At 48.4% G+C, this 13,786-nt stretch carries 14 protein-coding genes and 1 tRNA gene; 11 read left to right on the forward strand and 4 right to left on the reverse strand.

Going from position 1 to position 13,786, the window contains the following annotated elements; all coding sequences use genetic code 11:
• The first annotated feature begins 41 nt into the window (after positions 1 to 41).
• The 7 genes from BEA93_RS05130 to BEA93_RS05160 are packed head-to-tail and all read left to right on the forward strand — an operon-like array spanning position 42 to position 6,947.
• Positions 42 to 1,049: a 3-oxoacyl-[acyl-carrier-protein] synthase III C-terminal domain-containing protein gene (locus tag BEA93_RS05130; RefSeq protein WP_105224439.1), complete on the forward strand. Its 1,008-nt coding sequence runs from the start codon at positions 42 to 44 to the stop codon at positions 1,047 to 1,049.
• Positions 1,046 to 2,062, forward strand: a complete 1,017-nt coding sequence (locus BEA93_RS05135; RefSeq protein WP_000699365.1) for an NAD-dependent epimerase/dehydratase family protein — start codon at positions 1,046 to 1,048, stop codon at positions 2,060 to 2,062. Before BEA93_RS05130 ends, BEA93_RS05135 begins: the two co-directional genes overlap by 4 nt.
• The gene (locus tag BEA93_RS05140) at positions 2,040 to 2,846 is read left to right on the forward strand and encodes an MBL fold metallo-hydrolase (protein WP_105224440.1); all 807 of its coding nucleotides are present in this window, start codon (positions 2,040 to 2,042) and stop codon (positions 2,844 to 2,846) included. Before BEA93_RS05135 ends, BEA93_RS05140 begins: the two co-directional genes overlap by 23 nt.
• A complete protein-coding gene (locus BEA93_RS05145) occupies positions 2,843 to 4,129 on the forward strand; it encodes a F390 synthetase-related protein (RefSeq protein WP_105224441.1) in 1,287 nt (428 codons plus the stop codon). Before BEA93_RS05140 ends, BEA93_RS05145 begins: the two co-directional genes overlap by 4 nt.
• Positions 4,126 to 4,743 (forward strand): phosphatase PAP2 family protein, encoded by a 618-nt coding sequence (locus BEA93_RS05150; protein WP_010375759.1) that lies wholly within the window; start codon positions 4,126 to 4,128, stop codon positions 4,741 to 4,743. Before BEA93_RS05145 ends, BEA93_RS05150 begins: the two co-directional genes overlap by 4 nt.
• A complete protein-coding gene (locus BEA93_RS05155) occupies positions 4,736 to 5,863 on the forward strand; it encodes a sterol desaturase family protein (protein WP_016262057.1) in 1,128 nt (375 codons plus the stop codon). The genes BEA93_RS05150 and BEA93_RS05155 overlap by 8 nt, the downstream gene beginning before the upstream one ends.
• Positions 5,850 to 6,947, forward strand: coding sequence for a fatty acid desaturase family protein (locus BEA93_RS05160; protein WP_001516513.1), 1,098 nt, complete (start codon positions 5,850 to 5,852; stop codon positions 6,945 to 6,947). The genes BEA93_RS05155 and BEA93_RS05160 overlap by 14 nt, the downstream gene beginning before the upstream one ends.
• A gap of 16 nt (positions 6,948 to 6,963) precedes the next feature.
• Here the strand turns inward: BEA93_RS05160 and BEA93_RS05165 are convergent.
• From BEA93_RS05165 to BEA93_RS05175, 3 genes are all read right to left on the reverse strand, one after another.
• Positions 6,964 to 7,048 (reverse strand) — tRNA-Tyr (locus BEA93_RS05165).
• Between the two features lie 159 nt (positions 7,049 to 7,207).
• Positions 7,208 to 8,050 carry a formyltetrahydrofolate deformylase gene (gene purU, locus BEA93_RS05170; RefSeq protein ID WP_000555861.1) on the reverse strand — a complete coding sequence of 281 codons (843 nt, stop codon included), beginning with the start codon at positions 8,048 to 8,050 and terminating at the stop codon, positions 7,208 to 7,210.
• 49 nt (positions 8,051 to 8,099) lie between these two features.
• A complete protein-coding gene (locus tag BEA93_RS05175; protein WP_085448993.1) occupies positions 8,100 to 8,558 on the reverse strand; it encodes a YchJ family protein in 459 nt (152 codons plus the stop codon).
• A 112-nt stretch (positions 8,559 to 8,670) separates the two neighbouring features.
• On the opposite strand from BEA93_RS05175, the gene rssA reads away from it, so the two are divergent.
• From rssA to galU, 3 genes are all read left to right on the forward strand, one after another.
• Complete coding sequence (gene rssA / locus BEA93_RS05180; protein ID WP_024191887.1) at positions 8,671 to 9,582, forward strand: patatin-like phospholipase RssA; 912 nt, start codon at positions 8,671 to 8,673, stop codon at positions 9,580 to 9,582.
• A gap of 86 nt (positions 9,583 to 9,668) precedes the next feature.
• On the forward strand, positions 9,669 to 10,682 hold the full coding sequence (gene rssB / locus BEA93_RS05185; protein WP_001516510.1) for a two-component system response regulator RssB: 1,014 nt from the start codon (positions 9,669 to 9,671) through the stop codon (positions 10,680 to 10,682).
• A 201-nt stretch (positions 10,683 to 10,883) separates the two neighbouring features.
• On the forward strand, positions 10,884 to 11,792 hold the full coding sequence (gene galU / locus BEA93_RS05190) for a UTP--glucose-1-phosphate uridylyltransferase GalU (protein WP_000719000.1): 909 nt from the start codon (positions 10,884 to 10,886) through the stop codon (positions 11,790 to 11,792).
• Between the two features lie 143 nt (positions 11,793 to 11,935).
• On the opposite strand, the gene hns is transcribed toward galU, so the two are convergent.
• The gene (gene hns / locus BEA93_RS05195) at positions 11,936 to 12,349 is read right to left on the reverse strand and encodes a histone-like nucleoid-structuring protein H-NS (protein WP_001287385.1); all 414 of its coding nucleotides are present in this window, start codon (positions 12,347 to 12,349) and stop codon (positions 11,936 to 11,938) included.
• Positions 12,350 to 12,948: 599 nt separating this feature from the next.
• On the opposite strand from hns, the gene tdk reads away from it, so the two are divergent.
• The gene (gene tdk / locus BEA93_RS05200; protein WP_000068068.1) at positions 12,949 to 13,566 is read left to right on the forward strand and encodes a thymidine kinase; all 618 of its coding nucleotides are present in this window, start codon (positions 12,949 to 12,951) and stop codon (positions 13,564 to 13,566) included.
• Positions 13,567 to 13,786 lie beyond the last annotated feature (220 nt).

Genomic DNA, 13,786 nt, shown 5'->3' on the forward strand with positions numbered 1-13,786 from the left:
TCTATGATAGGTCCCCCTGGAGCAGTGAAGGAGCACTGACCGTGGATCGACCTAATCAACCGACGATCTCCGCGGCGTTAAAAATAATCGCCACGGGGATCGCCTTACCACCGAATAAAATCACTTCTCAACAACTGGATGTTCAGCTAAATAAACCTGCGGGCTATGTTGAGCGACGTTCCGGCATTTGCTGGCGTTATTTCGCCAGTAACGACGCCAGTCAGGCCGAACTGGCAGCAGAAGCTTTGCATAATGCGTTGTCGACTGCTGCGTTAAAACCGTGTGATATTGATCTGTTAATTTGTGCGTCAGCCGTTGCTGTACAGGCATTACCCTGTAGCGCAATTCATATTCTCAAAGCCGCAACCATGCCTGCAGGCATTGCCGGGTTTGATATCAACAGCAGTTGCGTTAGCTTTATTTCTGCACTGGAAGTGGCTGCCGGATTATTAAACAGCGGAGCATATCGGCGGATCGCCATCGTTTCGGCGGATATCGCTTCACGCGGTATTGACTGGAACCATGAAGAATCGTCATTAATTTTTGGTGATGGTGCGGCGTGCGCGATTGTTGAGCGGGGCAATGGTCGCAGCGGGATTATTGCCAGCCTGATCGAAATGTACCCCGAAGGCAGCGAACTATGTGAAATACGCGCTGGCGGCACGCGGTGTAATCCACGCTCAGGCGTCAGTAACAGCGACTTTCTTTTTCATATGCAGGGGAAACCGCTGTTTCGTTTTGCCTCTTCGCTTATTGAAGATTATTTTTCGCGCTTACTGCAAAAAAGCGACCTGCGACTGAGTGATATCGGCACGGTCGTTCCTCACCAGGCCAGTCATCTATCCCTTGAACATATGCGAAAACGGCTGCAAGTGCCGGGATCCGCGCTCGTCGATGTCTACCGTTTCTACGGCAATCAGGTGGCGGCCTCTATACCCACAGCATTGCATGAAGCGGTGATTAGCGGTCGTTTCACTGCAGGTAGACCTGCGATGTTGATTGGCACGGCAGCAGGATTAACACTGGCTGGTCTGGTGCTTTTACCGTGAAGATCCTCGTGACGGGGGCAACCAGCGGCCTGGGGCGAAATGCCGTGCAATATTTGTTGCAATCGGGTGTGTCGGTAGTGGCGACAGGGCGAAATTGCGAGGTCGGTAAAAATCTGACAAGCGCAGGCGCACAGTTTGTGGCTCTCGATTTAACCCTGGCAACTGAGGATGATTGCGCACGGCTGGTAGAAGGCTGCGATGCTGTCTGGCACTGTGCGGCGAAGTCTTCGCCCTGGGGCAACAAAACGGCATTCTGGCTCGCCAATGTCAAAGCGACCCACACTCTGGCACAGGCGGCAGGCAGGCTGAGGATCCCCCGGTTTATCCATATCTCTACGCCTGCGGTTTACTTTGATTTTCAACATCACTATGACTTGCAAGAAACCTATCTTGCGCGAGCATTCTCCAGCCATTACGCCCGCAGTAAATACGCCGCTGAGCAGGCTATTGCCAGGGCAGTAGCTCAATATCCTGCCACGAGGTTTATTCTTTTGCGTCCCCGTGGTTTGTTTGGCCCTCATGACCAGGTGATTGTTCCCCGTCTGATGCAGCAACTGCAACAGGGCGGCGGCTGCTTACGTTTGCCGCGGGGTGGTGAAGCGTTACTTGATCTCACTTTCGTGCAGAACGTGGTGTATGCCATGCAACTGGCAACGCAGGTTGCAGGCTTACGCTCGGGCAGTATTTACAACATCAGCAATCATCAGCCGCAGAAATTATCTGTAATGCTTGACGCCTTGCTGCACCAGCAATTGGGCTTGAGCTACCGAATTGCTGCCGTTCCCTGGCCATTGCTTTCTGTGGTTGCGCGAGGCCTGGAACTGTACGGGAAATGCGTTAATCAGGAACCTGTCATCACACGTTACAGCGCCGGAACACTCTGTTTTGATATGACGCTGAGTGCGCAAAAGGCCATTACAGAGCTGGGATATCACCCGCGCTTTTCGATGGAACAAGGTATTGCAATCACGGGACAATGGCTGAGGGAACATGGCAAAAATAACCGCATTTGAAACGGGCTGGTGTACACATATTGGCTGTATTGCGCTGAAAGGGGCAGGGCTGAAAGTGTGTAAATTCCCCGCCCGTGCGTGGCTGCTGGAAGCGGGTGAGAAACGCTGGCTGTGGGACACCGGCTATTCTTCGTGGTTTGCACATTACACGCAAGCCGGCGTATTTCGCTTTTATCGTCAGGTCACTCCGGTATATTTCGATCCGCAACAATCGCTGGTACGGCAACTCTCCGCACAGGGACTGATGGCGAAAGATGTTGATACGATTATTCTGTCGCATTTTCACGCCGATCATATTGCTGGCCTGCGAGATTTCCCTAATGTCGCCTGCATCTGTTCTGGTGAAGGCTGGCGGCAGGTAAGAACTCTGCGTGGTGTCGCTGCGCTGCGCCAGGCCTTTGTGCCAGGGCTAATCCCGGAGAGTTTTGAGTCCTCACTCCGTTTTATTGAAAGTTTTGAAGCGGTAAGTTTGCCCGCACAACTGGCACCGTTTGAGCATGGTTACTTGCTACCAGAAAGCCGTGGTGAAGTCATTCTTGTACCGCTGCCGGGCCATGCTGCCGGACACATTGGGGCGTTTGTTCTTACTGATGACGGCTGGATTTTACTGGCTGCCGATGCCGCGTGGGCACCTGCTAGTTATCGGGAACTGCGTGGACCGTCACCGCTGGCGCATCTGGTTATGTCTGACAGCCACGCCTACTACCGCACGCTTGGGCAATTACATCAGCTTTGGCAAAACGGCGCAGTGGATATTCGATTATGCCACGAGGGGGAACTATGATCCCGCTGACGTTGCTCTGGCGCTACTTTCGTACCCGCAGGCTGCATTTTACCGATCGTCAGGCGCTGGAAAACTGGCAGGCAAAAAGGTTGCATTTGTTCCGGCAAAATACCTTGTCTAAAAGTCTGTGGTTTCAGCGTTATCTGGCGTTGCCCTTTAACCAGTGGCCATTGATGGACAAAGCGTTAATGATGACGCATTTCGATGAGATGAATACCGCAGGTTTAAAGCGCGATGAGCTTCTCGCCTGTGCGATGCGCAGTGAGCAGAGCCGTGATTTTAAACCCTGTGTTGGCAAGTTCAGCGTTGGACTTTCATCTGGCACATCGGGGAGTCGTGGGCTTTTTGTCGTTAGCCCACAGGAGCAGCAGATTTGGGCCGCAGGTGTGCTGGCAAAAGTGTTGCCCGATGGATTGTTTGCCAAAGAGCGAGTAGCACTGTTTCTGCGAGCAGATAACAACCTCTATCAAAGTGTGAATAATCGCTGGTTAAGCCTCGATTTTTACGATCTGTTAGCGCCATTCCAGGCGCAAACCAAACGGCTGGAACAACGTTCGCCTACGATCATTGTCGCACCAGCTCAGGTATTACGCGCACTCGCGCTGGCGGTCATTGCGGGAGATCTGACGCTGAAGGTCAAAAAAGTGGTTTCGGTGGCGGAAGTTCTGGAGCCGCAGGACAGGGAATTACTGCGCAGCGTGTTCAACAATGTGGGCGAAATTTATCAGGCGACAGAAGGGTTTCTCGCTTCTACCTGCCGTTGTGGCACGTTACATCTCAATGAAGAATTTATTCACATTGAACCACAATGGCTGGATGAACGCCGTTTCGTACCGATCGTCACTGACTTTACTCGCACCACACAACCGGTGGTGCGTTATCGACTTGATGACGTGTTGGTGGCAAGCGAACAGCCATGCCCCTGTGGCAGCGCGACAATGGCGATTGCGCGTATCGAAGGGCGGCAGGATGATCAACTGCAACTGCCGACAAGATCTGGTGATGTTCAGACCGTTTTTGCCGATGCCTGTAGTCGTGTGCTGGCGATGACGTTGCCGCTAACAGCCGATTATCGACTGCTACAAACCGGAGCAGCACAGTTGACGTTATTAGCTGATTGCGAACTGCGGATGCTGGAGCATTGTCGGGAGGCGTTGAATGCCTTGTTTATGCGCCAGAATATCGCGGTAGAGCAACTGATATGGTCGCTGGAATCGCAAACTGTGCCCGTTGCTTTTACAGCCAAGCGGCGGCGGATTGTGCGTCAGTGGGGGCGGGAATGAGCAATCTGTTGCGACGCCTGAAACAGATGCTGTTTGGCTGGGGAACTGTTGGGGTTATCTACAACTTTAGCGATCGCCTGCAAGGTGAGGGATGTCAATTAACGCCTTCCGTGATTGATAATCTGATTCCATTTTCCCCTTCAGCCGTGTGGTTGTATCTCTCGTTTTTTCTTGTTGTACCGTTAGGCTATTTATCAACACCACTTTCCCACCTGCGCTGGCTGGCCCGGTCAATGCAACTTTCGGCACTGGCGGCTGGTGTGTTTTATCTTCTCTGGCCCACAACAATGCAATATCCCCCGTTTGTGCAGTCTGGGGTATCTGCGGGTGCACTAAACGGGCTGATAGCGATTGACTCAAGCCAGAACTGTTTCCCTTCTTTACACGCTGCGCTCACGCTGTTGACAGTATGGGCAATAGCCAAAAAGGGGAACCGTTGGCTGACGCTGATGAGCGTGGTTTGGGCGATAGCTATCGCCTTTTCAATTCTGCAATTACGCAGGCATTTATTTATTGATTTAGTCGGTGGCGTGATGTTGGCGTTGATTTGCGGTTGGATAGCTGCGTGGCTGGATATGCGCGACAGGCGAGAAAGGAATATGAATCATGAGTGACTTATTAACCCCTATTATCCTGATGATGTTATTTGTGTTAGTCGAAGCCGGAGTATTGCAAGTATCAGGACGACAGAAAATCGACTGGCTGGACGTTATTTTCAATATCAACTCCGGACATATGATGCTGTGGCTATTTCGCTGCCTGGAAGTACTCTGCTATAGCCTGGTGGTCAATCACTTTAGCTTTGGGCTGTTTGATAATGCGCCCGTGATCCTGCTGTGGCTGTTTACTTTGCTGGTGTGGGATTTCGGTTTTTACTGGCTACATCGATGGCATCACGAGGTGCGCCCGCTGTGGGCGGTTCATGTAGTGCATCATCAGGGGGAACACTACAACCTGTCATTAGGTGTACGTAACTCGTGGTACTCCTCATTGACCTCAATTCCGTTTTTTATGCTGCTGGCGCTGCTTGGAGTACCACTAAGTGTCTTTCTGGCAGTTTCCATCGCGCATTACAGTTGGCAGTTTTTTAACCATAATGCGCTAACGCCGAAACTGGGTTGGCTGGAAAAGGTGCTGATCACGCCTTCCCACCATCGCATCCATCATTTGAATGAAAAACAATATGCCGATACCAATTACGGTGGCACCTTTTTGTTGTGGGATAAACTTTTTGGTTCGTATAGCGCCGGGCCGGATCATGGCAATGTTGCCTATGGCGTAAAAAATAGTCGATTATCCTGTAATCCGATGCGCGAAAGTAATCTGCCTTTTTTACGCTTAATGGGTTTTCACTCTGTTGGCAAAGCGATTGAACGCCGATACCAGAGTTCTCCGTGGGCTGTGGGTGCAGGGGTTATTCTGCTGTTTATGATGGTGCTGGGCTACATCCAGCAATATGGCTATGGCATTGAGTATATTACCAGTGAGCAGGCTGTATTATTCGTGTTACTGGTGGCAGGCTCAGTAGCTCTGGGGGGCATGGGCGATGGACAACGTTGGGGAATGATTTTGTGGTGCTCTGTGACGTTGTCACTGCTTTATTTTATTCTTTATATGTGTTCATGGAGCACTCTGGTCTGGAAGGGATTAGCTGGCGTTTTGCTGGCCCATTGTGTGTTATTCGTGAGTGGTGTGGGGCGTAAGTCGCTAAGGAAACACTATGAACCTGTTTAATCCCAACAGGTTAATCACTTTTCCTGCCGATGATCCGCACCTGGTAAAACAGTTGCAAAAGGGTACGAAAGCGTATCTGGCAAAATCAGGTGATCATCGATATGCCGACGGATGGGCATTCGCCAAAATGGTGACACTGATTATTGCTTGCCTATCCTGTTATTCACTGGCGTTGTCTCAAAGCCAGTGGGTGTTATATCTATTGTGGTATCTGGCGATGATATTTTGCGCCATGTTGTTAGCAGTCAATGTGGTGCATGACGCTTCGCACGATGCATTTTGGCGTGGTAAAAAGGCCAATGCCTGGCTTAATCGGATGGTTGCTTTTCCGATAGGGCTTGATCCTGACTGCTGGCGGGTGCGCCATGTACGCTTTCATCACGGTTTTACCAATATCGAATTTTACGATCCTGACACCGCAGAAAATGGCATTCTTCGCCAGACGCCATGGCAACGGTGGCGACCTTTTATGCGCCAGCAACATCGCTACTGGCCGCTGGTCGCGGCGCTAACCTTTCCTTGGTATATCTGGGTAGTGGACTGGCTCGATCGTGGAGGGTTCACGCCGGTAACGCCGCATCTGGCATTGCGTGGTTTTACTGGCTGGGGGTATTTTTTAGGCGGCAAACTGGCGCATTTCGCCATGTGCCTGCTGCTTCCTTTCTGGCTATTGTCCGATGTGTTTAGTTTTAGGGCTATTCTGCTGATTTATTTGCTCAGTCAAATGCTCGCTTCTCTGATCTTTGTCATGCTGATCATAGGAACACATTGGGCAAAGGGGAATACCCAGTTGCCGCCAGAAGAGGGGAAAATAGCAGTGGGCAGGCTGGCTCATACTTTCGCTACAACCTTTGACTGGACGCCACAACCGGCATCGCTTGGGTATTGGTTGGGCGGGATTAATTTGCATCTTACCCATCATCTTTTTCCCCACTGGAATCATCGCCACTATCCGGCGTTAAGTCGCATTATTGCGGATATCGCAAAGCAGAAGGGGCTGGATTACCAGTTACTGACGTTATCGGATTTGTTGGGGCTACAGCAGCAATTTTTACGGCGAATGGGTGAGAAGCCTAAGAATTGAGATAAGAACTAAGTGATGGTGGTGGGGGAAGGATTCGAACCTTCGAAGTCGATGACGGCAGATTTACAGTCTGCTCCCTTTGGCCGCTCGGGAACCCCACCACGGGGTAATGCTTTTTACTGGCCTGCTCCCTCATTGGGAAGCGGGGCGCATCATATCAAATGACACGCCGCTGTAAAGTGTTACGTTGAGAAAAATGAACTAGTTGCGTAATTTTCATCCGTAACGGATTAAAGGCAACCAGTTCTTTTGGCTGGCGATTAAAGAATAATCGTCCGGTTACCGTAAACAAAAACGCGCTGGGCCAAAACCTGGTAAAGCGCGCGGCTTAATACATTTTTCTCGACATCACGACCTGCCCGCATCATATCTTCAGCAGTGTAAGTATGATCCACATGAATAACGTCCTGCATGATGATTGGACCTTCATCCAGATTGTCATTTACGTAGTGTGCTGTTGCACCAATAATCTTCACCCCGCGCTCATACGCCTGATGGTACGGGCGTGCGCCAATAAATGCCGGCAGGAATGAATGGTGAATATTGATAATCTTATTCGGAAAGCGCGCCACGAACTCCGGCGTTAATACACGCATATATTTCGCCAGCACCACGTAATCAGGCTGATAAGCATCAATAGCATCTGCCATCTTCTGATCGTGTTCGTTACGACTTAATCCTTCATGGCTGACCAGTTCAAACGGGATATCAAAACGCTCCACCAGTGAACGCAAAGTGTCGTGGTTGCCGATGACTGCCGCTATTTCCACATCCAGTCCGCCATAAGTGGCTTTCATCAGCAGATCGCCAAGGCAATGTGCTTCTTTAGTGACCAGAATGACTATCCGACGACGACCGGCGGGAGTGAGCTCACGCACAGAACCTTCCGGCAATGCGCTATCGAGATCCGCCAGCAGGGTGGAATCATTAAATATGCCTTCCAGCTCCGTGCGCATAAAAAAGCGCCCGGTGCGGTGATCAACAAATTCATTGTTCTGCACGATATTTAACTCGTGCTTGTAGCAAATATTAGTAATACGCGCGATCAGACCCTTTTGATCCGGGCAAATGGTACGCAAAACTTTTCGTTGGAGTGAATGCATTGCTGGAAAAACCTTGTTGAGAGTGTTTGCTTAACCGTACCGTCAACCATTATTGGCCGCAGCACTTTTTAAATTTTTTACCTGAACCACAAGGGCAGGGATCGTTGCGGCCAAACTGTGGACGTGTACCGTCAATATAGTACCACTGACTGTTTTCTTTCAAAAATCGCGAACGTTCAATTATCGCTCCTGTTTTACCCTGTTCGGTAAATCGAGCGACGAAACTAACATAACCTACGTCATCACCTTCATGGTATGAGCGTTCAAATACGGTCAGCCCCAACCATTCGGTATGCGCAAATCCGGCCATCAATTCGGTACGCAACGCTGCAGCGCCACAGGATGGATGCCAGGTCTTTATTAAATAATCTGCGTCTTGCATCACAAAAGCGCAGTAACGCGAACGCATGAGATGTTCAGGATCAGGTGCAACCTTTTCACCAGACACATAAGGGTGGCAACATAGGCTATACTCGACAGCACTACCACAGGGACAAAGCTCAGACACAAATAATCTCCCTGGAAACAATAACGGCGTATTAATCGCCTGCGTAGCACTATGTTAACCGAGCAGTAGCGATGTGGCTACGGCTGCATTCCAGGGGAAGCTTGCAGGAATAATGAGAAAGATAAAAATAGGGCTGGCGCTAGGATCCGGCGCGGCGCGAGGATGGTCGCATATTGGCGTCATTAACGCGCTAAAAGAAATGGGCATTGAAATAGATATCGTTGCAGGATGTTCAATCGGTTCGCTGGTGGGCGCAGCCTATGCATGTGATCGCCTGTCCGCGCTGGAAGAGTGGGTCACCTCTTTTAGCTACTGGGATGTTTTACGGCTGATGGATCTCTCCTGGCAGCGTGGCGGATTGCTGCGCGGTGAGCGTGTATTCAATCGGTATCGCGAAATTATGCCGGAAACAGAGATAGAAAATTGTTCACGCCGTTTCGCTGCGGTCGCCACAAATTTAAGTACGGGGAGAGAACTGTGGTTTACCGAAGGTGATCTCCATCTTGCTATTCGAGCATCATGCAGCATTCCCGGCCTGATGGCACCGGTTGCTCATAACGGCTATTGGCTGGTTGATGGCGCAGTTGTTAATCCGATTCCTATTTCCCTCACGCGTGCGATGGGCGCTGATATCGTAATAGCGGTTGATCTCCAGCACGATGCGCACTTGATGCAACAAGACCTTCTTTCATTCAATGTCAGTACTGAAAATGATGACACTGAAGATGCTTTACCGTGGCATGCACGGCTGAAAGAGCGGTTAAGCAGTTTTACTGCGCGCCGGGCTGTCACGGCACCGACAGCGACAGAAATTATGACTACCTCAATCCAGGTGCTGGAAAACCGCCTCAAACGAAACCGCATGGCTGGAGACCCGCCTGATATTCTGATTCAACCTTTATGTCCGCAGATATCTACCCTGGATTTTCATCGTGCCAACGCCGCGATTGCGGCAGGACAATTGGCGGTAGAAAAGAAAATGGATGAACTTTTACCGCTGGTTCGAACTAACGTTTTAATCTGATTTTTTATCTACACTTAAGTTAATTCTGACAGGCACTGATGGCAATAGCATGTCACTATTGAATAAAGCCAGTCAGGGGAGAGAACATGACGCAGCCATTGGTCGGAAAACAGATTCTCATAGTTGAAGATGAGCCAGTCTTTCGCTCGCTTCTGGATTCGTGGTTTTCCTCATTGGGAGCGACAACGGTACTGGCGGCTGATGGGGTGGATGCCCTTGAGCTACTGGGAGGTTTCACACCCGATCTGATGATATGTGATATTGCAATGCCAAGAATGAATGGTTTAAAACTGCTGGAGCATATCCGTAACCGGGGGGATCAAACCCCTGTCCTGGTGATTTCTGCTACGGAAAATATGGCAGATATTGCGAAAGCGTTACGCCTGGGGGTAGAAGATGTTTTGCTGAAACCGGTTAAAGATCTTAATCGCCTGCGTGAGATGGTTTTTGCTTGTCTTTATCCCAGCATGTTTAACTCCCGGGTTGAGGAAGAAGAAAGACTTTTTCGCGACTGGGATGCAATGGTGGATAATCCCACCGCTGCCGCGAAATTATTGCAAGAATTACAACCACCGGTTCAGCAGGAGATTTCCCATTGCCGGGTTAATTATCGCCAACTCGTAGCTGTTGATAAACCTGGTCTGGTACTTGATATTGCAGCACTATCGGAAAATGATCTGGCTTTTTATTGTCTTGATGTAACCCGAGCTGGACATAATGGCGTCCTTGCCGCTTTGTTATTACGTGCGCTGTTTAATGGCTTATTACAGGAACAGCTTGCGCACCAAAATCAACGTTTGCCAGAGTTAGGCGCGTTATTGAAGCAGGTAAACCATTTACTACGCCAGGCCAATTTGCCTGGTCAGTTTCCGCTATTAGTCGGCTATTACCATCGTGAATTGAAAAATCTCATTCTGGTTTCCGCAGGCTTGAATGCGACGTTGAATGCGGGCGAACACCAGATTCAAATCAGTAATGGCGTTCCGTTAGGGACATTAGGTAATGCCTATTTGAATCAATTGAGTCAGCGATGTGATGCCTGGCAATGCCAAATTTGGGGAACCGGTGGAAGGCTGCGGTTGATGTTGTCTGCGGAATGAGCAAACGATAATTTTGGATAAAATTGCATTACCCGCTAATGTTGGCTGGTGGTACTATCGTCGCCATTCGTATAAGTAATTGTCTTAATTATGTTAACTCACATCCTTTTCGGAACCAGGCCTTGTCAGGGTACTGATATACTGGGATGTGATACAGAAATATGAACACGTTCAATACACGAACAGTCCAGGAGAATTTAAATGGCTGCCATTAACACGAAAGTCAAAAAAGCCGTTATCCCGGTAGCGGGATTAGGAACCAGGATGTTGCCGGCGACAAAAGCTATCCCGAAAGAGATGCTACCGCTTGTCGATAAGCCATTAATTCAATACGTCGTGAATGAATGTATTGCGGCTGGCATTACTGAAATTGTGCTGGTTACTCACTCATCTAAAAACTCTATTGAAAACCACTTTGATACCAGTTTTGAACTGGAAGCTATGCTGGAGAAACGTGTAAAACGCCAGTTGCTTGATGAAGTGCAGTCTATTTGTCCGCCGCACGTGACTATTATGCAAGTTCGTCAGGGGCTGGCGAAAGGTCTGGGGCACGCGGTATTGTGTGCTCACCCGGTCGTTGGTGATGAACCTGTGGCTGTTATTTTGCCAGACGTTATTCTGGATGAATACGAATCCGATTTGTCGCAGGATAACCTTGCAGAGATGATCCGCCGCTTTGATGGAACTGGTCATAGCCAGATCATGGTTGAACCTGTTGCTGATGTGACAGCATATGGTGTTGTGGATTGCAAAGGTGTGGAATTAGCGCCTGGTGAAAGTGTGCCGATGGTTGGTGTAGTAGAAAAACCGAAAGCAGATGTTGCACCATCTAATCTCGCTATTGTTGGTCGTTACGTACTTAGCGCTGATATTTGGCCGCTGCTGGCAAAAACTCCTCCGGGAGCAGGCGATGAAATTCAACTGACCGATGCTATTGATATGCTGATCGAGAAAGAAACGGTTGAAGCCTATCATATGAAAGGGAAGAGCCATGACTGTGGTAATAAATTAGGTTACATGCAGGCATTTGTCGAATACGGTATTCGTCACAATACACTGGGTACTGAATTTAAAGCCTGGCTTGAAGAAGAGATGGGCATTAAGAAGTAACATCTATAGCGATGTTTTCTACGGAACGGCATTGAGTTATCAATGCCGTTTTTTTATAGCTTATTCTTATTGGATAGTCTTAAAACGGACAATAAAAAATCCCGCCAATGGCGGGATTTTAAGCAAGCTGAATCTAAAAAAGATTATTGCTTGATCAGGAAATCGTCGAGGGATTTACCTTGCTCATCCATTGCTTTTTTGATTACTGCCGGAGTACGACCCTGGCCAGTCCAGGTTTTGGTTTCGCCGTTCTCGTCAACGTAGCTATATTTAGCCGGACGCTGTGCACGTTTAGCTTTGGTGCCAGATTTAACAGCAGCCATGCTATTCAGCAGTTCGTTCGGGTCAATACCGTCAGCGATCAGCATTTCACGATATTGCTGCAGTTTACGAGTGCGCTCTTCAACTTCAGCAGCAGCCGCACTTTCTTCTTCGCGACGTTCGTTAACGACAACTTCTAATTTTTCCAGCATTTCTTCCAGCGTTTCAAGTGTACATTCTCTTGCCTGCGCACGAAGAGTACGGATGTTGTTCAGAATTTTAAGTGCTTCGCTCATTGTAGTAATCTCAAACTTATATTGGGGTGGTTTGTTGAGGTAATAATAGAGCCTTAAATTCAGTTGTGCAATAGCCAGGAATGTAAGGAATTCAAAATTGTTCTTTATTTTGTGCCGCCAATAAATATCTTTTCATAAAATTAGTCAGAAAAGACGCGGCATATAGCCCTATTTGCATCGGTACTTTTGCACCACCTAAGGTTAAAACTTCCTGATTCATGTCACATTTTATGTAGGGATTAACATGTGCTGGCACCTTTTACTCTTCGGTATTAGTCATGTTTACGAAATCCCCTATTAAGCGAATGATGAAAAGTAGAACAGTTGCAATAAGTGCAGGGACTTTGTATTGCCGTATGCTGGAGGTCAACAGGGGGTTATTACTTGTGCAACAAGTTAAAGATTGTGAATAGTTACCAGGAGTCATTTACGCAGTTATAACAAGCAAAGCAGTCGCAATGATAGCTCTGAAGGATTATGCCATCCTTCTAAAAGAATGACGTATATACCTCTTCTGCGCGTACTGTTGCACTGTAAAACTGGCGAATTATGATAAACTTCAACCAACTTTATTTCATATCATTGAGGGTCTGTGGCTGATGGCACAGCTATATTTCTACTATTCCGCAATGAATGCGGGTAAGTCTACGGCATTGTTGCAATCTTCATACAATTACCAGGAACGCGGTATGCGCACTGTCGTATATACGGCGGAAATTGATGATCGTTTCGGAGCTGGGAAAGTCAGTTCGCGTATAGGCTTGTCATCACCTGCAAAATTATTTAACCAAAATTCATCATTATTTGATGAGATTCGTGCGGAGCATGAACAACAGGCAATTCATTGTGTATTGGTTGATGAATGCCAGTTTTTAAGCAGACAACAAGTATATGAATTATCGGAGGTTGTCGATCAACTCGATATACCTGTACTTTGTTATGGTTTACGTACCGATTTTCGCGGTGAATTATTTACCGGCAGCCAATACTTACTGGCATGGTCAGACAAACTGGTCGAATTAAAAACCATCTGCTTTTGTGGCCGTAAGGCAAGCATGGTGTTACGTCTCGATCAGGAGGGTAGACCTTATAACGAAGGCGAGCAGGTGGTTATTGGTGGTAATGAGCGTTATGTCTCAGTTTGCCGTAAACACTATAAAGAAGCGTTAGAAGTCGGCTCTCTGACGGCTATTCAGGAAAAACACCAACACGATTAATAAGATTTTCTTTACTGACAGGATGAACGGGACGCCTTTATCCTGTCAGTTCGTTTTACTAACTTCTTCCGAGTCATAAATCCTTCCCTACTCTTAACCATCGCTAAAAGTGTAACCAAACGGTTTTAGTGCTCCGATGCTTCGTCATCTACGAAGTAGAGTCGTTTACAGGTTATCGCAGTTTTCGCACATTAGATAACAGTATAAATATGAGAATACT

Origin of the sequence: Escherichia sp. MOD1-EC5950, from assembly GCF_002965345.1 — a bacterium.
GTDB lineage: Bacteria > Pseudomonadota > Gammaproteobacteria > Enterobacterales > Enterobacteriaceae > Escherichia > Escherichia marmotae.

What these genes read in the sequence shown, in the direction of transcription:
- tdk (WP_000068068.1), top strand. Translation starts at nt 12,949, where the DNA reads ATGGCACAGCTATATTTCTACTATTCCGCAATGAATGCGGGTAAGTCT.
- hns (WP_001287385.1), bottom strand. Translation starts at nt 12,349, where the DNA reads ATGAGCGAAGCACTTAAAATTCTGAACAACATCCGTACTCTTCGTGCG.
- BEA93_RS05145 (WP_105224441.1), top strand. Translation starts at nt 2,843, where the DNA reads ATGATCCCGCTGACGTTGCTCTGGCGCTACTTTCGTACCCGCAGGCTG.
- BEA93_RS05155 (WP_016262057.1), top strand. Translation starts at nt 4,736, where the DNA reads ATGAGTGACTTATTAACCCCTATTATCCTGATGATGTTATTTGTGTTA.
- rssB (WP_001516510.1), top strand. Translation starts at nt 9,669, where the DNA reads ATGACGCAGCCATTGGTCGGAAAACAGATTCTCATAGTTGAAGATGAG.
- BEA93_RS05140 (WP_105224440.1), top strand. Translation starts at nt 2,040, where the DNA reads ATGGCAAAAATAACCGCATTTGAAACGGGCTGGTGTACACATATTGGC.
- rssA (WP_024191887.1), top strand. Translation starts at nt 8,671, where the DNA reads ATGAGAAAGATAAAAATAGGGCTGGCGCTAGGATCCGGCGCGGCGCGA.
- BEA93_RS05160 (WP_001516513.1), top strand. Translation starts at nt 5,850, where the DNA reads ATGAACCTGTTTAATCCCAACAGGTTAATCACTTTTCCTGCCGATGAT.
- galU (WP_000719000.1), top strand. Translation starts at nt 10,884, where the DNA reads ATGGCTGCCATTAACACGAAAGTCAAAAAAGCCGTTATCCCGGTAGCG.
- BEA93_RS05150 (WP_010375759.1), top strand. Translation starts at nt 4,126, where the DNA reads ATGAGCAATCTGTTGCGACGCCTGAAACAGATGCTGTTTGGCTGGGGA.
- purU (WP_000555861.1), bottom strand. Translation starts at nt 8,050, where the DNA reads ATGCATTCACTCCAACGAAAAGTTTTGCGTACCATTTGCCCGGATCAA.